21 protein-coding genes are annotated in these 22,644 nt (G+C 68.7%); 16 read left to right on the top strand and 5 right to left on the bottom strand.

Annotation, left to right across the window (positions count from 1 at the left end):
• The first annotated feature begins 114 nt into the window (after positions 1-114).
• From LVJ59_RS08900 to LVJ59_RS08875, 6 genes are all read left to right on the top strand, one after another.
• A complete protein-coding gene (locus LVJ59_RS08900; RefSeq protein WP_232762728.1) occupies positions 115-1,431 on the top strand; it encodes an MFS transporter in 1,317 nt (438 codons plus the stop codon).
• 7 nt (positions 1,432-1,438) lie between these two features.
• On the top strand, positions 1,439-1,729 hold the full coding sequence (locus tag LVJ59_RS08895; protein ID WP_131492104.1) for a hypothetical protein: 291 nt from the start codon (positions 1,439-1,441) through the stop codon (positions 1,727-1,729).
• A gap of 15 nt (positions 1,730-1,744) precedes the next feature.
• Entirely contained in the window at positions 1,745-2,710 is a 966-nt protein-coding gene (locus LVJ59_RS08890) for a nucleoside hydrolase (RefSeq protein ID WP_232762727.1), read from the top strand.
• A gap of 126 nt (positions 2,711-2,836) precedes the next feature.
• Entirely contained in the window at positions 2,837-3,634 is a 798-nt protein-coding gene (locus LVJ59_RS08885; protein ID WP_232762726.1) for a MerR family transcriptional regulator, read from the top strand.
• A gap of 169 nt (positions 3,635-3,803) precedes the next feature.
• Complete coding sequence (locus tag LVJ59_RS08880; protein WP_232762725.1) at positions 3,804-4,175, top strand: hypothetical protein; 372 nt, start codon at positions 3,804-3,806, stop codon at positions 4,173-4,175.
• Positions 4,176-4,180: 5 nt separating this feature from the next.
• Positions 4,181-5,020 (top strand): nitroreductase family protein, encoded by an 840-nt coding sequence (locus LVJ59_RS08875; RefSeq protein ID WP_047522975.1) that lies wholly within the window; start codon positions 4,181-4,183, stop codon positions 5,018-5,020.
• On the opposite strand, the gene LVJ59_RS08870 is transcribed toward LVJ59_RS08875, so the two are convergent.
• Positions 4,989-6,515: an FAD-dependent oxidoreductase gene (locus tag LVJ59_RS08870; protein ID WP_232762724.1), complete on the bottom strand. Its 1,527-nt coding sequence runs from the start codon at positions 6,513-6,515 to the stop codon at positions 4,989-4,991. The two genes, LVJ59_RS08875 and LVJ59_RS08870, sit on opposite strands and share 32 nt — an antisense overlap.
• 86 nt (positions 6,516-6,601) lie before the next feature.
• Here LVJ59_RS08870 and LVJ59_RS08865 point away from each other — a divergent pair, with 86 nt between their 5' ends.
• From LVJ59_RS08865 to LVJ59_RS08825, 9 genes are all read left to right on the top strand, one after another.
• Complete coding sequence (locus LVJ59_RS08865) at positions 6,602-6,976, top strand: CrcB family protein (protein ID WP_232762723.1); 375 nt, start codon at positions 6,602-6,604, stop codon at positions 6,974-6,976.
• Positions 6,973-7,332 (top strand): CrcB family protein, encoded by a 360-nt coding sequence (locus LVJ59_RS08860; protein WP_232762722.1) that lies wholly within the window; start codon positions 6,973-6,975, stop codon positions 7,330-7,332. The genes LVJ59_RS08865 and LVJ59_RS08860 overlap by 4 nt, the downstream gene beginning before the upstream one ends.
• A gap of 381 nt (positions 7,333-7,713) precedes the next feature.
• The gene (locus LVJ59_RS08855) at positions 7,714-8,982 is read left to right on the top strand and encodes a sugar ABC transporter substrate-binding protein (RefSeq protein ID WP_232762721.1); all 1,269 of its coding nucleotides are present in this window, start codon (positions 7,714-7,716) and stop codon (positions 8,980-8,982) included.
• Between the two features lie 4 nt (positions 8,983-8,986).
• Positions 8,987-9,946: a carbohydrate ABC transporter permease gene (locus tag LVJ59_RS08850; RefSeq protein WP_232762720.1), complete on the top strand. Its 960-nt coding sequence runs from the start codon at positions 8,987-8,989 to the stop codon at positions 9,944-9,946.
• A complete protein-coding gene (locus LVJ59_RS08845; RefSeq protein WP_194239336.1) occupies positions 9,939-10,832 on the top strand; it encodes a carbohydrate ABC transporter permease in 894 nt (297 codons plus the stop codon). The genes LVJ59_RS08850 and LVJ59_RS08845 overlap by 8 nt, the downstream gene beginning before the upstream one ends.
• Before the next feature lie 3 nt (positions 10,833-10,835).
• Positions 10,836-11,894, top strand: coding sequence for a LacI family DNA-binding transcriptional regulator (locus LVJ59_RS08840; RefSeq protein ID WP_232762719.1), 1,059 nt, complete (start codon positions 10,836-10,838; stop codon positions 11,892-11,894).
• 41 nt (positions 11,895-11,935) lie between these two features.
• A complete protein-coding gene (locus tag LVJ59_RS08835; protein WP_232762718.1) occupies positions 11,936-13,117 on the top strand; it encodes a Gfo/Idh/MocA family protein in 1,182 nt (393 codons plus the stop codon).
• A 143-nt stretch (positions 13,118-13,260) separates the two neighbouring features.
• Positions 13,261-13,848: a TetR/AcrR family transcriptional regulator gene (locus tag LVJ59_RS08830; RefSeq protein ID WP_232762717.1), complete on the top strand. Its 588-nt coding sequence runs from the start codon at positions 13,261-13,263 to the stop codon at positions 13,846-13,848.
• 16 nt (positions 13,849-13,864) lie between these two features.
• Positions 13,865-17,074 carry an efflux RND transporter permease subunit gene (locus LVJ59_RS08825; protein ID WP_232762716.1) on the top strand — a complete coding sequence of 1,070 codons (3,210 nt, stop codon included), beginning with the start codon at positions 13,865-13,867 and terminating at the stop codon, positions 17,072-17,074.
• A gap of 162 nt (positions 17,075-17,236) precedes the next feature.
• Here LVJ59_RS08825 and LVJ59_RS08820 read toward each other — a convergent pair whose 3' ends face one another.
• Complete coding sequence (locus LVJ59_RS08820; RefSeq protein ID WP_232762715.1) at positions 17,237-18,133, bottom strand: aldose 1-epimerase family protein; 897 nt, start codon at positions 18,131-18,133, stop codon at positions 17,237-17,239.
• Between the two features lie 282 nt (positions 18,134-18,415).
• Between LVJ59_RS08820 and LVJ59_RS08815 the strand changes: the two genes are divergently transcribed.
• On the top strand, positions 18,416-20,608 hold the full coding sequence (locus LVJ59_RS08815; protein ID WP_232762714.1) for a DEAD/DEAH box helicase: 2,193 nt from the start codon (positions 18,416-18,418) through the stop codon (positions 20,606-20,608).
• A 138-nt stretch (positions 20,609-20,746) separates the two neighbouring features.
• On the opposite strand, the gene LVJ59_RS08810 is transcribed toward LVJ59_RS08815, so the two are convergent.
• Genes LVJ59_RS08810 through LVJ59_RS08800 form a run of 3 tightly spaced genes read right to left on the bottom strand, consistent with a single transcriptional unit; the run spans position 20,747 to position 22,630 of the window.
• Positions 20,747-21,286 carry a YaeQ family protein gene (locus LVJ59_RS08810; RefSeq protein ID WP_232762713.1) on the bottom strand — a complete coding sequence of 180 codons (540 nt, stop codon included), beginning with the start codon at positions 21,284-21,286 and terminating at the stop codon, positions 20,747-20,749.
• A 59-nt stretch (positions 21,287-21,345) separates the two neighbouring features.
• Positions 21,346-21,555, bottom strand: a complete 210-nt coding sequence (locus LVJ59_RS08805; RefSeq protein WP_131494018.1) for a hypothetical protein — start codon at positions 21,553-21,555, stop codon at positions 21,346-21,348.
• Positions 21,556-21,583: 28 nt separating this feature from the next.
• Positions 21,584-22,630 carry an Rv2578c family radical SAM protein gene (locus LVJ59_RS08800; RefSeq protein ID WP_232762712.1) on the bottom strand — a complete coding sequence of 349 codons (1,047 nt, stop codon included), beginning with the start codon at positions 22,628-22,630 and terminating at the stop codon, positions 21,584-21,586.
• Positions 22,631-22,644: the final 14 nt, after the last annotated feature.

Below are 22,644 nucleotides of genomic sequence, written 5' to 3'. Positions count from 1 at the left end.
TGCTTCCCGAAGATGCACACTCCTCGCCGTTGGGTGAGAACTGTGTCATGACCAGGGGATATCCGCATTCAAGGGTCGATCAACTCCCTCTCGGGGGCAGAGCAAAGGAGCTCCATGAGCACTGAAGAAGTAGTGGCCACCGCACCGCAGCAGCTGAGGGGCAAGGCGAGCCGCACCGAGCGCAAGAACCTCCGTGCCTTGAGCTGGGGGCACGCGCTCGAATGGTACGACTGGGCGATCTTCGGACTGCTGTCGGTCTACCTCGGCGCGGCGTTCTTCCCCTCCGACAGTCCACTCGCCTCGACCTTGAACGCACTCGCCGTCTTCGCGGTCGGGTTCGTCGCACGTCCGCTCGGCGGGGTCGTCTTCGGCTTCGTGGCCGACCGCTTCGGGCGCAGGAAGATCATGATCTTCGCCGTCGGCGCGGTCGCGCTGGGCAGCTTCATCATCGGCGTGCTCCCCGACTACCAGACCATCGGAGCCCTCGCGCCGATCGTCGTCGTCCTCGCGCGCCTCCTGCAGGGACTCTCCGCCGGTGTGGAGGCGCCGCTCGGCACGGCGTACGCGCTCGAGCTGGTTCCGAACCGCCCCGGTTACGTCGCCGGCTTCTTCGCGTTCTTCAACAACCTGGGCAACCTGCTCGCACCCACGTCGATCTTCCTGATCAGCCTGCTGCTGGGCCCCGAAGCCCTCGCCGCGTACGGCTGGCGCATCCCGTTCATCGTGGGTGGTCTGTTCGGTCTGATCGTGCTGTGGCTGCGTCGGACGCTGCCCGAGACCCTCGACACCGCGGCGATCCGCACGGTGGGTGCGGTCCCCACCAAGGACAACTCGGTGTGGCGCGACGTCCGCAAGTACTGGCTGAGCGTCCTCGCGACCGTCTTCATCGTCGGTGCGATCCAGGCGTACAACTACACGTGGATCGCCGGACTCCCGAACCTCGCCAACGGCACGTTCGGAGAAGACCCCACCGCCGTGTTCGCCATCACCACGGGAATGGGCGTCTTCCTGACGGTCGGAGCCTTCGCGCTGAGCCGCATCCTCGATCGGTTCCCGATGTCCAAGTGGTTCGTGGTGGCGCGTCTCGCGGCAATCCCGACGATTTTCCTTGCGCTGCTGTACTCGCAGCCCGGGGTCGGCACGCTCGCCGGCGTGATGTTCGGTGGGGCGATCGTGCTGCTCCTGAACATGACCATCTTCGTCGTCGTGTCCAACTCCCTGCTGCCGCAGCACATCCGCGGCACCGGGCTCGGTCTCGGCTACGGCCTGGGAGTGGCCATCTTCGGTGGCACCGCCTCGTACCTGCTCCTCTGGCTGCAGAGCCAGGGCATGATGTGGATCTTCCCGATCTACATCGCGGCCCTCTGCGCGATCAGCGTGGTGCTCTACGTCCTCGCGAAGCGCCGCAACGGCCTCTTCGTGGGCAAGTGACCACCTGATGGATCTGTGGCGCGAGATCGTCGGCTGGGCCGGCAGCGCTCTCTTGATCGTCTCGCTCTTGCAGCCGACGATCTCGCGCCTGCGCTGGTTGAACCTCGGAGCCTCCTCGCTGCTGATGGGATACAACCTGATGCTCGGCAGCGCGCCCATGGTCGCCCTCAACATCACGCTGATCGCGATCAACTGCTGGTACCTCTTCGTCTACACGCGTTCCGCCCGCGCCGCACGGCTGAGGGCGGCGACCGTGGACGGGCTCAGTGAAGCGTCCGATCGGCAGACCAGCCGCTAGGACATGAAAGAAAGCATGGATATGGAACGACTGATCATTGACACCGACCCCGGGATCGACGACGCGGGGGCGCTGTTCTGGGCACTCTCCTCCGACGCCTTCCAGATCGAGGCGCTGACCACGGTGTTCGGCAACGTCGATGTCGACACGGCGACGGCCAACGCCCGCAAGATCGCCGCTGTCGCCGGTCGTTCCGACCTGCCGATCTGGAAAGGTTCGAGCCGGCCGCTGGTCGGCGAACCCCACTTCGCGGAGCACATCCACCGTCCCGGCGGGGTGGGCTTCTGGGAGTACCCGGACCCGGACCCCCAGGCCGAGGTCGCGCCGGATGCCGTGCGCCGGATGATCGACACGGTCATGTCGGCTCCGGGGGAGGTGACGATCATGGCCCTCGCGCCCCTGACGAACGTGGCTCTGGCCATCAAGCTGGAGCCGGAGTTCGCGCGCTCGGTGCGCCGGATCATCTACATGGGCGGCGCGGCGCTCACCTGGGGCAACGTCACTCCCGTCGCGAGCGCGAACATCTTCAACGATCCCGAAGCCGCGGAGATCGTCATCCAGTCCGGGGCACCCCTCACGCAGGTCGGCCTGGACGTGTCCCGGAGCTTCGCCCTCACGCCGGACCACGTCCGCACCCTCTGGGAGTCGCGCTCGCCGATGGGCCTGGCGCTCTGCGAGATGATCGGATACCCGGATCGTCAGGACGACCCCGACGAGATGCCCGAGTGGAAGACCGAGGGCATGCACCTCAACGACGTGCCCTGCGTCGCCTATGCCCTCAACCCTGACTGGTTCACGGTGCGCAACCTCCGCGTGGACGTCGAGCTGAACGGGACGCACACCCGCGGACAGACCGTCGTGCAGATGATCGACCGCTGGCAGGGCGTGCCGAACGTCGACGTGCTGTTCGACATAGATGCGCAGGCGGTCGCCGACGCGCTCACGGCCTCGCTCACCGCGTTCGGAACCGCCACCGACTGACCTCTTCACCCTGAACGGCCTCACCCTCGGAATCGAGGGTGGGGCCGTTCGTGTGTGTGGCCGGTGTTGACCTTGACGCTACGTCAACTCCTAGAGTCGAGTCATCGAACGGAAGGAGGCGTAGGCATGGACACGGACGACTGGTCGATCCAGGAGATCGCGCGGCTGGCGGGCACGACGAGTCGCACCCTGCGGCACTACGACGACATCGGGCTGCTGCCGCCCACGCGCATCGCGCACAACGGCTACCGGCACTACGACGCGCAGGCGCTCGTGCGACTCCAGCGCATCCTCCTGTTGCGGGAGCTCGGACTCGGGTTGCCACAGATCGCGGAGGTCCTCGGCGCCTCCACCGACCGGATGCCCTCGCAGACCGAAGCCGCCGCACTGGAAACCCATCTCGCGCTGCTGCGCGAGGAACAGACCCGGCTGGCGCGACAGATCGCGTCGGTCGAATCCACCATCACGGCATTGAGAGGAGGTGAACGACTCATGGCAGAGAACATGTTCGACGGCTTCGACCACACGCAGTACAAGGACGAGGTCGAGGAGCGTTGGGGCAAGAAGGCCTACGCCGACAGCGACCGCTGGTGGCGCGGGATGACGGATGCCGAACGCGCCGACTGGCAGCAGCGCGTGTCCGACCTCGGGCGCGACTGGATCGCCGCCGCGGAGAGCGGTATGGATCCGGCATCCTCCGAGGCTCAGGAGATCGCGCGGCGCCACGTCGAGTGGCTCACGGGCATCCCCGGCACCCCCGCCGCCGTCCCCGGAGGCGACGTCAAGGCGTACGTGATCGGGCTCGGCGAGATGTACGTCGCGGATCCGCGCTTCGGCGCGAACTACGCGACCTCATCTGGCGGAACGCACGGTGCGGAATTCGTCCGCGACACGCTGCGCATCTACGCCGAGGGCAACCTCTAGCCCAGACCCTCCTTCCGGTCGCGATATGTCACCCCAAATCACCGTTTCGGCTGCCATATCGCGACCGGAACCCGCTGTGGGGCGACCGGGACGGCGCGGGGGCGTACCGAAGGGGCGCGTGGGATGCAAGGGGGCGCTCGCGGGGCGGTCCCGGGCGTAGGGTCGGGGCATGGCTCACGGATCCCGGCGCAGGAACCCCGCGTCGCTGTTCGTCGCCGCGGCCGGGGTCTATGCCGCGAACTGCATGCTCGGCGCGTCGGTCGCGGCGCGGATCGTCGACACCCGGAACTTCCGGTGGCTGCACCACCTGCTCTACATCGCCACGTGCACGTCCGTCGGTGCCGCGGTCGTCTCGGGATCCGCAGGCCGGTCCCGCCATGGCCGTCGTGCCGCACTCGCGGTGCTCCCGGCCGCCGTCCCCCTCGCCGCGATCCCCTACCTCGGCACGCACACCCGGCGGCATCCGCTGGTCGCGCTCACCGCCGCCCCCTTCATCGTCGCGGGGCTGGTGCTCTCGCGATCCGCCGCCGACCGGAAGTGACACGCATGGAACTGCTCGACGCCATCCGCCGCCGCAAGACCACGAACGGGGCTTTCCTGCCCGACCCCGTCTCCGAGGAGCATCAGCGCATCCTCCTGGAAGCCGCGGGGCGCGCGCCGTCGCAGCTGAACAGTCAGCCCTGGCGGTTCGTCGTGATCGAGAGCCGCGACACCATCGAGCAGATCGCACGCATCTCGGGCGAGAGCATGACCGAGGCGATGTCGAACGGCACGTTCTTCGAGCGCTACAAGCCGTACTTCCGCTTCAGCGAGGCCGAGATGGAGGAGAAGCGCAGCGGCATGCTCTTCGACAAGCTGCCCGCCGCACTGCGCCCCTTCACGAGTCAGGTCTTCACGAAGCGCGGGCAGACCCTCATGAACACCTTCGGGGTTCCGAAGACCCTCGGTGCCGAGAACCGCAAGCTGGTGGCTGGATCACCGCTCCTGCTCGGGGTCATGCTCGACCGGAGCGAGTATCGGCCTGGGCAGCTCTCGTCGTTCTACTCCGTGTTCAGCATGGGAGCCGCGATGGAGAACGTCTGGCTCACCACGGTCGAGCTCGGGATGGGGATCCAGTTCATCTCCTTCCCGATGGAGGTGCCGGGCCGCTGGGACGAGATCGTGCAGCTGCTTCGTGTGCCCGACGACCTGGAGCTCATGGCCGTCTACCGACTCGGCTACCTGCCGCCGGAGCAGCGTCGTCCCGCGATCGACTGGTCGAGCAGTCAGCGCAAGCTCGTCTCGCAGTACGTGTTCCGCGAGAACGGCGAGACACCGCAGGAGGGATGGGATGGCGCGCCGCCCCGGGGCGAGATCATTCCCGGTCCTCGCCCGACAGAGGCGTGAGATCGCGCAGCGCCGGTCCCTCGATCCGGGTGCCGTCGGCGCGGAAGCGTGAGGCGTGCAGGGGGCAGTCCCACGAGCACTCGGCGTCGTTCCACGTGAGCACTCCGCCCAGATGAGGGCACACCGCGCTCACTGCGCGGGTGACGCCGTCGACCGTCGATACCGCGACCGGCCGACCCGCGCGGTTCGCCACCGTGCCCTGGCCCTCGGCGGGCCGCGGGACGGGGGTGGGGTGGCGTTCCGCCTCCGTCCACCCGGCCGCGAGGGCCGCAGCCACCTTCCCGCCCTCCTTCGCACCGCGCCCCAGATCGGCGGGGACCGTGAGCCGTGTGCCGATCGTGGTCATCCAGGCCGCGCGCTCGCGGCGAGGGGTGCCGAGGACCTCGGCCGTGAGGCGCAGCGCAGCGGCCGGACCGTTCGAGAGGCCCCACTTGCCGTAGCCGGTCGCGAAGCGGACGCGACCGAGACCGCGTGGCATCGCCCCCACGAACGGGATGAGGTCGTGCGACTCGTAGTCCTGCGCCGACCATCGATGTGTCTCCTCGGCGCCGGGGAAGTGCAATCGGGTCCAGGCGATGAGGTCGTCCACCGCTGCGGACTCGCCATCTCCGCGACCGACCGGATGACCGTTGCCGCCGACGACGAGTTGGGCTTCTCCGCCCGGACCGTCCTCTGCGCTCACCGGACGGATCGAGCGGGTGGGACCGTCGACCGAGAGGAAGGTGCCGTCCGGGAGGCCGCCCGGCACGCGGAAGGAGACGCAGTACGACCGCAGCCCTCGCGTCTTGGCGAAGTACAGGCCGCGATCCGTGATCGGTGTGCCGGTCGCGAGCACGATGTGGTCGCCGAAGAGCGGTCCGTCCACGGTGTCGACCCGGCCGGCGAAGGCGCGTGTCCCCGTCGCCCGGACTCCGGTGTGCACCGTGCCGCCCGACGCGAGCAGCTCGGTGACGAGGGCCTGGGCCACCGCGACCGGATCGATCGTCACCTGATCGTCGAGCGCGACCGCCGCGGCCACCGGGAACGTCGTCTTCGGTCGGGTCGTCGCCATCAGCAGCCTCGTCGGCAGCCCGGCTTCCCGTGCGGCGGTGTGCTGGTCCCGGACGATCCCGGCACCGGCCGGACCCTGCGCGTAGGAATGATCGGTGCGGCGGGTGTAGGTCACGCCTGCCATGTCGGCGAACGCGGTCAGCCACTCCATCCCCGCGCGATTGGCGTCGACGTAGGCCCGCACGAGAGAGGCCGGATGGTGCCGTCGGAGCGCCTCCAGGTGCGCGCCGTGCAGGATCGAGAGCTTGCCCGTGTTCGCACCGGTCGCGAGCTCGGCGATCCCGCCCGCATCGATCACCGCGACGTCGAGTCCGGCGCGGGTGAGCATCACGGCGGTCGAGAGGCCGGTGATGCCCGCCCCGACGACGACCACGTCGTGATGCGCGCCCGCCTCGAAGGGGGAGCCCACGGGCAGGTTCTTCTCGAGCTTCCACAGTGGTCTCATTCCGACAGTCAACGTCGCGAGGAGCGAGGGAGCCACGCCCTTGACATCGACTCGGCGCGCTGGCACGCGCGACTAAGGTGGCGAGCATGACCTTCCGCCGCATCCTGCTCGTCGCCGTGGGCGGCATGGTCGGCACGGCGGCGAGGCTGGGACTCGGACTGGTGTTGCCCGACGCGGGTGGCTTTCCGGTGGCCGTGCTGCTCGCCAACGTCCTCGGAGCCGTGCTGATCGGAGTGCTGGCCGCGCGCCTCCCCTCCTCCACGGATCTCCGTCTCGCTCTCGGCACCGGAGTGCTCGGCGGATTCACGACGTACAGCGCGTTCATGACCGGCACGGTGGAGCTGTGGGCGGACGCGCCGGTGCTCGCGGTCGCGTACGCCATCGGCAGCCTGGTGCTCGGACTGGCCGGAGCGGCGCTCGGCCTGCGCTTCGGCAGACCCCGCCACGGAGCACCCGCGTGAACCCGCTGCTCTTCCTCGGTGCTGCGCTCGCCGGCGGAGTCGGTGCGGTGCTGCGCTATCTCGTCGACCTCGGTGTCGCGCGGCTCGCCGGCCGCCGCTTCCCGTGGGGCCTCCTCCTCGTGAACGTATCCGGCTCCTTCGCTCTCGGGGTGGTCACCGCGGCTCTCCCTGACGCGGCGTTCGTGCTCGGCGCCGGACTACTGGGCGGATACACGACATTCAGCACCGCGATGCTCGACACCGTCGCACTGTGGCGAGACGGCGAGCGCGGGTCCGCGGTGTTCAACGCGGTCGGGATGCTCCTGCTCGGCGTCCTCGCCGCCGCCCTCGGCCTGGCCCTCGGCACCGCCCTCTGACCCCCGGACCGCCCCGGCCCCCGCCCCCGCGGTCCCATCTCGCGGTCCCATCTCGCGGTCCCGTCCCCGTCTCGCGGTCCCGTCCCTCGCGGTCCCATCTCGCGGTCCCGTCCCCGTCGTGCGGTCCCGTCGCGGAGGTCGACACCCCCTCTGCTCGCCGAGGCCCCCTCTGGATCGCACCAATCAGAGGGGGCGTCGACGGTGAACGGGGGTCTCGGCGGGGAGGCGGACGGGACGGACGGGACGCGACGGGACGCGACGGACGGGGGTGAAGCAGGGGTTGCGGGGGTGGGAAGGGGCGGGGTACTCTCCTTGCTAATCGATTAACGCTAAACGATTAACACCCGTTCCTGCACTCGTGCACTGTCGAAGGAGACACCGATGCCCCGTACGACCCGCCGCGCTCTGGGCGCCCTCGCCGCGTCTGCGGCCGCCGTCCTCGCCCTCAGCGCCTGCTCCTCCGCGACCGCGGGGGAGAGCTCCGACGGCGACGTCACCCTCAGCTACGCCATCTGGGACGAGAACCAGAAGCCCGCGATGGAGGACATCGCCGCGGCGTTCACGAAGGAGCACCCGAACGTCACGATCGACATCCAGGTCACCCCCTACAAGGAGTACTTCACCAAGCTGCAGACCGCCGCGACGGGTGGCTCGGCAGCCGACGTCTTCTGGATGAACGGCCCGAACTTCCAGCTCTACGCCTCGAACGGCCAGCTCGCCCCTCTCGACGACGGCGGGATCGACGCCGCGGACTACCCCGAGGGCCTGATCGACCTGTACACCTACGACGGCAAGCTCTACGGCGCCCCGAAGGACTTCGACACGGTCGCCCTCTGGTACAACAAGGCGCTGTTCGACGCTGCCGGGGTGGAGTACCCCTCGGCGGGGTGGACGTGGGATGACTTCACCGCGGCCGCCGCGAAGCTCACCGATCCCGCGAAGGGGCAGTTCGGCGTCGCGGCGAGCCAGTACGGCCAGGAGAACTTCTACAACTCGATCGCCCAGGCCGGGGGAGAGGTCATCTCCGCCGACGGCACGAAGAGCGGATACGGATCGCCCGAAGCGCTCGCCGGCATCGAGCTGTGGACCGACCTGATCGCCGCCGGCTCTTCGCCCACGGCACAGCAGATGACCGACACGAACCCCGAGGACTTCTTCCTCTCCGGCAAGGTCGCCATGTTCCAGAACGGGTCGTGGGCGGCCATCGCCTACGCGGACAACGCCGACATCGGCGGTGACGTCGACGTGGCACCACTGCCCGCCGGCGCCGAAGGCAACCAGAGCGTGATCCACGGTGTCGGAAACGTCGCCAACGCGAAGAGCGCCCACCTCGCCGAGGCCAAGATGTTCGCCGAGTTCGCCTCCGGTGAGCAGGCCGCGAAGATCCAGGCCGAGACCGGCACCGTGATCCCGGCGTTCGACAGCACGCAGCAGGCGTGGGTCGACGCGCTTCCCCAGTACGACCTGCAGGTCTACATCGACGCGCTCGAGAACGCCGTCCCGTACCCGGTGTCCAAGAACACCTCCGCCTGGACGAGCATCGAGAGCGAGGTGCTCTCCCAGGTGTGGTCGGGTGCCGTGACCCCGAAGGACGGCCTCCAGGATCTCGCCGCCCAGATGCAGGCGGCACTGGACGCCGAGCAGGACTGATCGTATGACCGTCCTCGCGCCGCGCGCGGTCGAGACGGCGGAGCGGATGCCGGAGCCGCAGGGCTCCGGCATCCGTCGCCGCCGTCGGAGTCCCGGAGCTTCGCCCTGGTGGGCGCTGGTCTTCCTCGGGCCGACCGCACTGGGCATCGCCGTGTTCTACCTGTGGCCGACCGTCCGGACCCTCATCATCTCGTTCACGAAGTCGGGGCCGTTCGGCGGGTCCGAGTGGGTGGGCATCGAGAACTACACGCGTCTGTTCCAGGATCCCGAGCTCATCGGGGCCCTCCGCAACACCGCGGTCTACACGGTCATCGCGCTCATCGGCATCCCTCTCGCGGTCGGGATCGCCGCCCTGCTGAACACCGCCGGGCTCAAGGGCCGCAGCGCCTACCGCACGCTGTACTTCATCCCCGTCGTCACGATGCCGGCCGCCATCGCGCTGGTCTGGCGCATGATCTACAACGGCGACTACGGGGTGCTCAACGCCGCTCTGGGTGCCGTCGGCATCGAGGGGCGCAGCTGGCTCACCGACCCGAACACCGCGTTGATCGCGATCGCCGTCGTCGGGATCTGGGCGGGGCTGGGCACCAACATCGTGATCTTCCTCGCCGGTCTCCAGGGCATCCCCGACACGATCATGGAGGCTGCCGACCTCGACGGCGCGGGTCCTGTGCGCAAGTTCTTCTCGATCACGATCCCACTGCTGTCGCCGTCGATCTTCTTCGTCAGCGTGATCAGCGTGATCGGGGCGCTGCAGGTGTTCGACCTGATCTACATGATGCTCGGCCGCAGCAACCCGGCGATGCCGAACACCCGCACCGTCGTCTATCTCTTCTACGAAGCGGGCTTCCTCGACAACGACCGCGGCTATGCGGCCGCCGTCGCCTTCCTCCTGCTCGTGATCATCCTGATCCTCACGATCGTGCAGTTCCGTCTGCAGAAGAAGTGGGTGCACTATGAGTGACGTCTCGCTCGACACGCGCGCCGTGGTCGGCGCTCCCGCCGGACGCTCGGGCACGCGCGCCGGGAAGCCGAGGAATCGCGGCCTCTGGATCGTGCACCTCGTGCTCCTCCTCGGCGCCGTGCTGATGGTCTTCCCGTTCGTCTGGCAGCTGCTGACCTCGTTCAAGACGCTGTCGGACTCGGTGCAGGTGCCGCCGTCGTTCCTGCCGCGTGAATGGGTGTTCACGAACTTCGCCGAGGTCTTCGACTCGATGCCGTTCGGGCAGATGTTCCTGAACTCCGTGCTCCTCACGGTCGGGCGCACGGTCGGACAGGTGGTGCTGTGCACGATGGCGGGCTACGCGTTCGCACGTATCCCGTTCCCCGGCCGCAACGCCCTGTTCGTGGTGTTCCTCTCGGTGCTGATGGTGCCGTCGCAGCTCTACCTGCTGCCGCAGTACGAGATCATCCAGTCGCTGGGGTGGCTCAACACCCTGCAGGCGCTCATCGTGCCCGGCATCTTCAGCGCGTTCGGCACCTTCCTGATGCGGCAGTTCTTCATGTCGATGCCCGCCGAGCTCGAGGAGGCCGCGCGCATCGACGGCGCGAATCCGTGGCAGACCTTCTGGCGGATCATGGTTCCGCTCGCGAAGCCTGGCATCATCGCACTTGTGGTGTTCACCGTGCTGTGGTCCTGGAACGATCTGCTCTGGCCGTTGATCGTGACGACCGACCCCGCGAAGATGCCGCTGTCGGTCGGGCTCTCGCAGCTGGTCGGCATCCACGGCACGGACTACCCGGTGCTGATGGCGGGTGCGCTGCTGGCGACGCTCCCGATGCTGGTGACCTTCATGATCCTGCAGCGGCAGTTCATCCAGGGCATCGCGTTCAGCGGATCGAAGGGCTGAGACATGGCGAAGAGCGAGCACCAGGCACCTCGGCGACCGACCCTGCGCATGGTGGCCGAACGGGCCGGAGTGTCGACCGCGACCGTGTCGTATGTGTTCTCCGGGCGGGCGGGGGCGGCGTCAGGGGCCGGTGTCGCCGAGGCCACGGCCGCACGGGTGCTGGCCGCGGCCGACGAGCTCAACTACCGACCGAACAGCGCGGCGCGGGCGATCCGCACGGGACGCAGCGGCATGGTGCAGCTCTCGTTGCACATGCTCAGCGACCCGTGGTCCCTGGCGGTGGCCGACGCGGTGAACGCCGAGGCGAACAAGCACGGACTCACCACGCTGATCCTCGCCGACGGCGACTGGCATGCCGCGCTCGACCGCGTCGAGAGCGACGTGGCTTATCTGGACGGCGTGGGACTCGACGAGTCGGCGCGGCAGAACCTCGCCGACCTCGTCCGGCGCGGGCAGCGTCTGGTGGTGTTCTCCGAGCACCTCGAACCCGAGGGATTCGACGTGATCCGCTCCGACGCGATCCCGGGATGCGAGATCGCGATGGATCATCTGCTGGAGCGGCACACCGCGATCGGATGCATCGCCGCCGAGGGAGCGGTGCGCCTCGCCGGTGAGCAGATCACGCGCTACACGCCCTACGTCGAGAAGCTGGCGGCCGCCGGCATCGAGCCGGAGCCGAACTGGACCGTGACGTACGCCGACACCCAGGCGAGCGCGTTCACGGCGGCGGTCGAGTTACTCTCGGGCGAGAACCGGCCGCGGGCGGTGTACGCCACGACCGACTTCGCCGCGATCGCCACGATCAACGCCGCGCACATGCTCGGTCTGCGGGTGCCGCACGACGTCGCGGTGGTGGGCGTCGGCAACACCCCGGACGCCCGCCTGATCGCGCCCACCCTCACGACCGTCGGCCCGACCGACTTCTACGAGAGGCAGGCGCGCATCATCGTCGACCGTGCTCTCGAGACCGAACCCACCCCCGGGCGCCTGCACGACTTCGCATGGACGCTCTTCCCCGGCGGATCCACCGACCTCGACGCCCCCGCACCGCGGGCCCGTTGACCTCGGCATCTCGCACAGACTCATCACACAGAAGGACCATCGTGGATCTCCAGATCGGCATCATCGGCTTCGGCGCGCGCTCGACCCTCCAGGAAGAGGTGCATCGCCCCGGGCACGGATCACGCATCAGCGCCGTGTGCGACCTCGCTCTGCGCGCTCGCGAGGACGCCCGCGCCCTCGTCCCGGATGCGCTCATCACCGATTCGCTCGATGAGCTGCTGGCCTCGGGCGTCGACGCCGTCATGGTGCTCACCCCGGACGACACGCACGCCGCCCTCAGCATCCGGGCACTCGAAGCCGGAGTGCCGGTGTTCTGCGAGAAGCCCCTCGCGATCGACCTCGCCGACGCCGACCGGATGCTCGAGACCGCGCGCCGCACCGGCACCGGGCTCTACATCGGCCACAACATGCGGCACATGCCCGTGATCACGCTCATGCGCGGGCTGATCCAGAGCGGGCGCATCGGACAGGTCAAGGCCGTGTGGGTGCGGCACTTCGTCGGCCACGGCGGCGACTTCTACTTCAAGGACTGGCACGCCGACCGCCGCCGCACCACGGGACTGCTCCTGCAGAAGGGCGCGCACGACATCGACATCATCCACTGGCTCGCCGGCGCGTACAGCGAGAGGGTCGCCGCGATGGGGGCGCTGAGCGTGTACGGCGACATCGCCGACCGGCGAGACCGGACGGGAGAGCGGATGCCGGACTGGTTCAGCATGGACAACTGGCCGCCGACCGCGCTCACCGGCCTGCACCCCGTGGTCGACGTCGAGGACATCTCGATGGTGAACATGCAGCTGGAGGGCGGGATCTTCGCGTCGTACCAGCAGTGCCACTTCACGCCCGACTACTGGCGCAACTACACCGTGATCGGCACCGAGGGGCGCATCGAGAACTTCGGCGACGTGGCCGGCAGCGAGGTCAAGCTGTGGAATCGGAGGCATGCGGGCGCGGCCGACGCCGACGAGACCTTCATCGTTCCCGAGGTCCCGGACGCGGGGCACGACGGTGCCGATGCGCTGCTCGTCGCCGAGTTCCTGCGGTTCGTGCGGCACGGTGGACTGACGGCAACGTCACCGATCGCGGCGCGCGAGGCGGTGGCGGCCGGTATCCTCGCCACCGCGTCGCTGCGGGGTGACGGCTCCGCGATCGAGATCCCGCCGCTCGACCCCGAGCTCGTCGCCTACTTCGAGCGCGGGCAGGTCGAGGCCGCGCTGGTATGAGCGCAGCGTCCCTCGTTGCGGGATCAGAAAGGGGCCGGAACACGCGACGCCCGGTCCGTTTTTGATCCCGCACGGCCCGCTCCCAGCGCCCTCACATCCGGAAAATGTACAAAAGTACATGTACGGATGTCCAAGGGGGCGGGATGAAGCATGGTGCGCGTCGTCGACGAGACCCGGAAGCGCGCCGTCGGGAGATCGTGACCGCCGCGGCGGAACTGATCGTCGAGGTGGGCGCCGAGGCCGTCACGCACCGCATGGTGGCCGCCCGCGCCGGTGTGCCCCTCGGTGCGACGACCCAGTACTTCGACACCCTCGACGACCTCCGTGCCGCGGCCTTCCGCGCGCTTGCCGAAGAGGTTGACGCGCGCCTCGACGGTGTCCGTCAGACCCTCGCCGAGCGCGGCGTCTCTCCGCACACGATCGCCACCCTGATCGCCGACAGCATGGAGGACGCGCACGCCGTCCAGGCCGACCGCGCGGTGGTGACCGCTGCCGTGCACGATCCGCGGCTGCGCGAACTCGCTCGTCACCTCTCCGACCGGCTCGTGGAACTCCTCGAACCGACCTATGGTGAAGACCGGGCCCGTGCCGCGATGATCTTCATCGACGGCGTCATGTGGAACATGCAGATCCGCGACGACCGCCTGGCACAGTCCTTCATCGAGACCGCACTGGCGCGGATCCTCGGAGATTCCGTCTCCACTCCGACCGCAACGACAGCCACACCCTGACACCGAGGAAAACGCCTTGTCGAAACTCGCCATCCTGAGCCTCAAGAACCGTGCGCTCATCGCCCTCATCACCATCGTCGCGGCGGTGTTCGGCGGGCTCGCGCTCACGAACCTCAAGCAGGAGCTCATCCCTTCGCTCGAGCTGCCGGCGCTCGTCGTCATGACGACCTACCCCGGGGCCTCGCCCGAGGTGGTCGAGAATGACGTGTCGACGCCCGTCGAGTCGGCGATCCAGGGTGTCCCCGGGCTCGAGTCGACCACCGCGACCAGCACCACGAACGCCTCGATCGTCCAGGCGATGTTCGCCTACGGCACGAACCTCGCCACGGCCGAGCAGAAGATCCAGCAGGCGATCAACCGGATCTCGTCGCAACTGCCCGAAGACGTCAGCCCGCAGGTGCTGTCGGTGTCGATCGATGACTTCCCCGTGATCCAGGTCGCCGTGACCGGGTTCGAGGATGCCGACAACGCCCAGGCCGAACTCGAATCCGTCGCGATCCCCGACCTCGAGGACGTCGACGGGGTCAACGCCGCGGAGATCGTCGGTGGCGTCGGACAGCGCATCAGCATCACCCCCGACTCGGCGAAGCTCGCCGCCGCCGGTCAGAGCACACAGGCCATCAGCTCGGCGCTGCAGCAGAACGGCACCCTGTTCCCGGGCGGAGACATCACCGCCGACGGGCAGACGCTCACGGTGCAGACCGGAGCCAAGATCACCTCGGTCGACGAGATCGCGGCGCTGCCGCTGGTGGGTACCGATCTCACCATCGGCGAGGTGGCCAGCGTGGTGCAGGAGTCCGACCCGGTCACCTCGATCTCGCGGGTCGACGGCAAGGATGCGCTGTCGATCTCGATCACGAAGCTGCCCGCCGCCAACACCGTCGAGGTGTCCAACGGCGTGATCGCGGCCCTCGACGAGATCGGCAAGGCATTCCCCGATGCCGAGTTCACCGTGATCTTCGACCAGGCGCCGTTCATCGTCCAGTCGATCGAGACGCTCGCCACCGAGGGTCTGCTCGGCCTCGTCTTCGCCGTGATCGTGATCCTGGTCTTCCTGCTCTCGATCCGCTCGACCCTCGTGACGGCGATCTCGATCCCGACCAGCGTGCTCATCACGTTCATCGGATTGCAGGCGTTCGGCTACTCGCTGAACGTGCTGACGCTCGGAGCGCTCACGATCGCGATCGGTCGAGTGGTCGACGACTCCATCGTGGTGATCGAGAACATCAAACGTCACTACGTGGGCGATGCCGACAAGGGCGATGCGATCCGTCTCGCCGTGCGCGAGGTCGCGATGGCGATCACCGCCTCGACGATCACGACCGTCGCGGTGTTCCTGCCGATCGTCTTCGTCGGCGACATGGTCGGCGAGCTGTTCCGACCGTTCGCGATGACGGTGACGATCGCGATGGTGGCCTCGCTCCTGGTTGCGCTCACCATCGTGCCCGTGCTCGCCTACTGGTTCCTGAAGCCCGGCAAGCCGCTGCTCGACGAGCATGGAACGCCGATCGACCCCGAGCACCCCGATGCTCCGCCGACGCAGCTCCAGCGCGTGTACCGGCCGATCCTCGCCTGGACGCTGAAGCACTCGGGTGTCACCGTCATCCTGGCTGTCGTGGTGCTCGGCGCCACGCTCGCCGCGGCACCGCTGATGAAGGTCAACTTCCTCGGAGACTCCGGGCAGAACACCATGACCATCACGCAGGACCTCGGTCCGTCGGCGAGCCTGCAGGCGAAGTCGGATGCGGCCGTCGCGGTCGAGGACGCCCTGCTCGACATCGACGGCATCGAGCACGTGCAGGCCTCGATCGGCACCAGCGGCTCGGCGCTCAGCGATGCCTTCTCGGGCGGAGCGGGTGTCACGTACTCGGTGCTGACCGACTCCGACGCGGACCAGGAGAAGCTCCGCGCCGATGTGCAGGACGCGATCGACGGACTCGGTGACGAGGTCGGCGATGTGGCTGTGTCGGCCTCCGCGGGATTCGGCTCGAGCGACATCGAGATCACGGTCAGCGCACCGAACTCCGATGACCTGCAGACCGCGACCACGGCACTCGTCGACGAGCTCGACGGCCGGGACGGAGTCGGTCAGGTCACCGACAACCTCGCCGCATCGCTGCCGTACATCGCGGTCGTGGTCGATCGCGAAGCGGCCGCCCAGCGCGGGCTCTCCGAGGTCGCGGTCGGCTCGATCGTGTCGAACACCATGCGCCCGCAGCAGGCCGGTTCCGTCGAGATCGACGACACCGCGTTGACCGTCTACATCGTCACCCCCGAGCCGCCGACCACGGTCGAGGCGCTCAAGGAGCTGGCGATCCCGACGCCGCTCGGCGTGGTGCAGCTGCAGGACATCGCGACCGTCGAGCAGCGCAACGGCCCGACGTCGATCACGACCGAGCAGGGGCGTCGCACCTCGACGATCACAGTGCCGCCGGCATCCGACAACCTCGCCACCGCCACACAGTCGGTGAACGAGGCGCTCGCCGCGGTCGACCTGCCCGACGGCGCATCCGCCGAGGTCGGTGGCGTGGCGTCGCAGCAGGCGGACTCGTTCTCGCAGCTGGGCCTCGCGATGCTCGCGGCGATCCTGATCGTCTACGTGGTGATGGTCGCGACCTTCAAGTCGCTGCGCCAGCCGCTGCTGCTGCTCGTCTCGGTGCCGTTCGCGGCGACCGGAGCGATCCTGCTGCAGATCGTCACGGGAGTGCCGCTCGGTGTCGCCTCGCTGATCGGTGTGCTGATGCTGATCGGCATCGTGGTGACGAATGCGATCGTGCTCGTCGACCTGGTGAACCAGTACCGGGAGAAGGGACTGTCGACCGTCGAGGCGGTCAAGGCCGGTGGGGAGAAGCGTCTGCGTCCGATCCTCATGACTGCGCTCGCGACGATCCTCGCCCTCACCCCGATGGCGCTCGGCATCACCGGGCACGGCGGGTTCATCTCCCAGCCGCTGGCGATCGTCGTGATCGGCGGACTCCTGTCCTCGACCGTGCTGACACTGATCGTGCTGCCGACGCTCTACAACCTCGTCGAGGGTGCCAAGGAGCGGCGGGCGGCGCGCAAGGCGGGCGGGTCGGATGACGGCGGGGCGCCCGAGCCGGATGCTCCGGTCGATCCCGATGCGTCGGGCGCTGCGGCAGCTCCGGCCGGTTCGGTGCTGATCGACGCGTCTGGTCTGCCGCACGCACGGCAGCTCACCCGGCGCGAACTGCGCGACCGGGAGTAGCGGGTCCGTCCGGCGGGGGTTCCGGCGGACGGTTACAACTCACGCGCGTTCACAACTCCGCAGAAAGGCCCCGGATCCGCAGGCAGATGCGTGATCCGGGGCCTTTCGAGTCGATCCTTGAGGAGTTGTCAACGGCCCGACGCTGCGACGGGTTGGAACGGGTCAGCTGAACGTGATGCCCCAGTGCAGGGTCCAGGTCTCTTCCGGGGCGAGGCGGCGGATGCCGAGGCCGCTGTTGAGCGCATCGGCGGGCGCGGTCATCGGCTCGATCGCGACCGCGAGGCTCTGTCCGGGATAAGCGGGTGTGGTGTACACCTGCACGTAGTCGAAGCCCTCACCCTGCCACAGGGTCACGCGACGGCCGTCCGGTGCGGTGAGCGAGTGGCGTACCCGCCCGTCCGGGTCGCGCGTGAGATCGGTGAAGCCGGTGTCGAGGCTCACGTCTCCCAGGCGGACGCCATCCCGCAGCGCGGTATCCGCCGGACGCGTCCCGGTCGGCAGCATCCGCTCATCGGTCTCGAACGCGGTCTTCGCGGGGATCCTCAGCGTGAGGTCGTGCGGGTCGACATCACCGATCGTGACGAACGGATGCGTGCCCAGCGCGACCGGCGCCGGGGTGTCCGAGCGGTTGGTGAGGGCGTGCGCGACCTGGATGCCGTCGGAGGCGAGGGTGTAGGTCACCGCGGTCTCGACCAGATACGGATAGCCGGTCTGCGGCACGATGGTCGCTCGCAGCACAGCTTCGGTGTCGGTCTGCGACACCTCGTAGGAGGTGAAGCGCAGCAGTCCGTGGCTCGCATTGTTCAACTTCGGCTCGGTGATCGCGAGCGCTCGCGCGGTGCCGTCGTCATCCCATCGTCCGTCGCGCACCCGGTTCGGCCACGGCACGAGCACCACACCGGAACACGCGGGAGTCGGCAGGCCGAGGGGATACGGCGGCACGAGATCGACACCGCCGATGCGCAGCGAGCGCAGGGACGCGCCGACCTGGGCGATCTGCGCATCCACCTCGCCGCGTCGGAGGGTGATCTGGGTGCCGGTGGGGGAAGCGGTACTCACCTCGACATCGTACGGCCACGCCTGCGGCAGCACTCTCTCAGGTGCGTCCGGTAGTATCGGATGGTCGGCTTCGGACACCCGCGCGTTGGCGCGGACGTTTTCTGTGTATGAAGTGTGAGTCCAGGGGCCGATGGTGAGCGTCGCTCGACGCTAATCAACCATCACATGAATGGCCCCGGCCGCTGACAGTCCGGAACCCCGCTGATCGAGCCCGATCAGGCGCAGGGTGCTCGCGCGTGCGCGCGGCGCTGTTCTCGTGCGAGAACACAGGAAGACACCGCAATGCCGAAGAACAAGAAGCCCAAGGGCGGACGCCCGTCCGCGAACTTCGAGCCGCGCTACGGCGCGAAGAAGACCTCCTTCCACGATCGCCACAACGGTGGGCCCGCCCGTGACGGGGCGCGCACCGAGCGCGGCGGACGATCGGATGCCGGGGAGCGTCGCTCCGCGCCCGCCGCCGGTGGCTACGACCGGCGTCCCGGCAGCCGCAGCGCCGGCCACCGCGGCTACCGTCCGGCCGAGGCTGAGGCGGGTGCGCCCAAGCAGCGCTGGAGCGCATCCGAGCGCGCGGGCCGCGATGAAGCCCGTGGCATCCGCAACCGCGCCGAGTCCGGGCGTCGCGAGGCCCCGCACCACCGCAACGAGCGCCCCCGCTTCGACGAGCGCTCCGACCGTCCGCGGTACAACGACCGGCCCAGCTCCGGCGGACGGTTCGACGACCGTCCGCGGCGTGACGACCGTGGCGGACAGCGCCCCACCGGTCCCGGAACCTACCGCGATGACCGCGGCGGTGACCGTCCGCGCCGTGACGACCGCGCAGGCACTCAGCGTCAGGGCTTCCGTGACAACGACCACCGCGACGGTGGGCGCCCTGGCCGCGACGACCGCCGCGGTGCCGAGCGTCCCCGGTACAACAGCGACCGTGGGGCCGAGCGTCCCCGGTACGACCGTGACGAGCGTCCGCGCCGTGACGACCGCGGTGCCGAGCGTTCCTACGACGCCGACCGCGCACGCCGCGCCTTCGACCGCGACCGCACGCAGCGTTCGTACGAGGGCGGCCGCGATGAGCGGTCGCGTCCGTCGACCGGTGGGGCCTACCGCACCGAGCGTCCGCGCCCGCTGACCTCGGACACGCGGGGGCGTCCGGCGCGCAACGAGCGTCCGAGCCGCAACGACTGGAACGCCACCGGCCGCCCGGCCTCCATCGGAGCCAAGTTCGCGCCGGGTGACGACGTGGTGCATGAGCGCCTCGAGGCGAAGTCCGTCGCGGCGGTCGAGGTCGACGGTGTGACCTTCGGCGACCTCGGTCTCGGCTCGAACATCGTCGAGACCCTCGCCGGCATGGGGGCGGCCACGCCGTTCCCGATCCAGGCGGCCAGCATCCCGGCCGTGCTCGGCGGTCGCGACGTGCTCGCTCGCGGGCGCACCGGTTCGGGCAAGACCATCGCCTTCGGCGCTCCGCTCGTCGAGCGCGTGCTGCAGTCGCAGGCCGGCAAGCGCCGTGAGTTCGGACGGTCGCCGCGCGCGATCATCCTCGCGCCGACGCGTGAGCTCGCGCTGCAGATCGACCGCACGATCCAGCCCATCGCCCGCAGCGTCGGCCTGTTCACCACGCAGATCTACGGTGGTGTGCCGCAGGGCCGCCAGGTGGGCGCGCTCAAGAAGGGCGTCGACATCGTCATCGGCACGCCCGGTCGTATCGAAGACCTCATCAACCAGGGCAAGCTCGACCTCTCGGACTGCCGCATCGCGGTGCTCGACGAGGCCGACCACATGTGCGAGCTCGGATTCGTCGAGCCCGTGCAGCGCATCCTGCGTCACACCGCGGACGGCAGCCAGAAGCTCCTGTTCTCGGCCACGCTCGACCGTGAGGTCGCGGCGCTCGTCGACGAGTTCCTCGTGGACCCCGCCGTGTACGAGGTCGCCGGGGAGGACCAGGACTCCAGCACGATCGAGCACCGGGTGCTCGTGATCGAGCACCGTGACAAGGCCGACATCCTCACGTCGCTCGTCGACCGCGAGGGCAAGACCCTCGTCTTCGCTCGCACCCGTGCCTACGCCGACATGCTGGCCGAGCAGTTCGACGACGCCGGCATCCCCGCGGTCTCGCTGCACGGTGACCTGAACCAGGCGAAGCGCACGCGCAACCTGGAGCGTCTGACCTCGGGCCGCGTGAACGTGCTCGTCGCGACGGACGTCGCCGCCCGCGGCATCCACGTCGACGACATCGACCTGGTCGTGCAGGCCGATGCCCCGGACGAGTACAAGACGTACCTGCACCGTTCGGGCCGTACCGGGCGAGCGGGTCGTTCGGGCCGCGTCGTGACGCTGATCACGCGTCAGCGCCAGCGTCGCATGACCGAGCTGCTCGACCGTGCCGAGATCGACGCGCCGTTCGAGAACGCGCGCCTCGACGACGACATCATCGAGGAGATCGCCGGCCGCGTGCCGACAGCGGCCGACCTGACTGCCTGAGCCGGGGCGGTTGCGAGCTGCGGCCGTTCACAACTCCGCAAGAATCTGCCGAAAGGCCCCGGGAACACGGTTTCCGGGGCCCTTCGGCGTCATTCTTCCTGAGTTGTGAACGGCCGAGCGGCGAGAGCGACGGCGAAGTCAGGCCAGCTCGTGCACGTGCACGGTCGAGGTGAGGTTCGTGCCGTTGAGGTCGAGGTAGAGGACGCCCTCGGTCACGGTCAGGGTCATCGTGTTCCGGCGCTCGATCAGGGCGGCCGCGGTGTCGATGAAGCCGGGGTCGAAGCTGTGGACGCGGAGGTCCTCTCGGCGGTGGATGCGCTTGTCCGCCCACGGCGCCATCACTTTGGCGGGGTCACGGTGGGTGTACACGACGGTGCGCTCGGCGAGTCTGCTGCCGTAGTGAAGTCGTTCGGCGTCGGGCGCACCGATCTCGACCCACGTGGTGATGAGGCCGGTGAGGTCGCGGACGAGAACGGCGGGCTCCTCGGTCGATGAGATGCTGCCGCCGAACGCGATGCCCTCCGCGAACTCGAGCCCGTAGGCGAGCACGCGGGTGAGCATGTAGGCATCGGTCTCGGACGGATGCCGCGCCACGCGCAGGGAGTAGTCCTCGTAGACGCCGCGATCGGTGTCAGCGAGCTGCACCTCGAATGTGTGGACTGTGGAACCGATCGCCATGATCACCGAGCCTACGCGGGTGGGAGCGGGCACCCGACCGCGACCCCCGGCGAAGGCGATCAGCGCGAGGCGTCGACCTTCTCGGGAAGCCCGGCCCGCTGCTCGTCGCGGTCGCGGAGCAGCACCATGCCGATGAGTACCAACGATGCCCCGAACGCCGCGGCTCCCAGCAGCGACAGAGTGGTGCCTCCGCCGAGCGGGAGGAGAGTTCCGACGACCGCGGCTGCCAGACCGCCGAGGAACAACAGGGCCACGAATCCACGGAACATGCGTCCACCGTAGCGCGGGGTGCCTCCCTCAGAACAGCATCGGCTGCGGCGCGGGTGCGGCTGTCCTGGCCGGTGACGGTGTGAACGTCGGGCGGTCGCGCCGGGGATAGTCGTCTTCATGACGGCCATCGAGCCCGTGCATCCGGATGAGTGGACGCGCGCGCTTGGCGAGCCACTGCCGGTACGGCTTCGGAGCCTCGACGGAGGCCCCCGGATAGAGGCCGCGATACGAGGAGACCAGGTCGGGCCGGTGAGTGTCGAGCCACTGGAAGAACCACGACTTCACGCCCGGTCGCAGGTGCAGGGCGCCGTAGACGACCCTGCGAGCCCCGGCCTCCTTGATGCGCAGGAGCGCGTTGTCGATCGCCTCGAGTGAGTCGGTCATATGCGGCATGATCGGCATCAGGAAGACGGTGACGCGGAAACCGGCATCCGTCAGCGCACGCACCGTGTCGAGACGGGCCTGCGTGGTCGGGGTGCCGGGTTCGATCGCCTTCTGCAACTCATCGTCGTACATCGCGATGGACATCTGCACGTCGACGGGCACCCGCTCAGCGGCCTTCACGAGCAGGGGGATGTCGCGGCGGATCAACGTGCCTTTGGTGAGGATCGACATCGGCGTACCTGAGGCGGCGAGCGTCTCGATGATGCCCGGCATGAGCTTGTATCGCCCTTCGGCGCGCTGATACGGATCGGTGTTGGTGCCCAGGGCCACGGTCTCGTGCTCCCAGCTCCCCTTTCGCAACTCCTTCTCGAGCACCTCCACCACGTTGACCTTGACGACGATCTGCGAGTCGAAGTCGGAGCCGCCGTCCAGGTCGAGATACTCGTGCGTGCCGCGGGCGAAGCAGTAGACGCAGGCATGACTGCATCCGCGGTAGGGGTTGATCGTCCAGGCGAAGGGCATCCGGGAGGCACCGGGCACGTGGTTCAGGGCCGACTTCGACAGAACCTCGTGAAACGTCATGCCCGCGAACTCGGGAGTCGTCACCGTGCGCAGCACGTTGCTGCGATCTTCCATCCCCGGCAGCGCTGAGGCATCCACCTCTCCGAGTCTCTGTCCCTGCCACCGCATTCCTCTATTCGAAC

It is taken from the genome of Microbacterium sp. KKR3/1, assembly GCF_021272365.1.
Classification (GTDB): domain Bacteria; phylum Actinomycetota; class Actinomycetes; order Actinomycetales; family Microbacteriaceae; genus Microbacterium; species Microbacterium aurugineum.
This window is presented reverse-complemented; position numbering and strand designations above follow the sequence as displayed.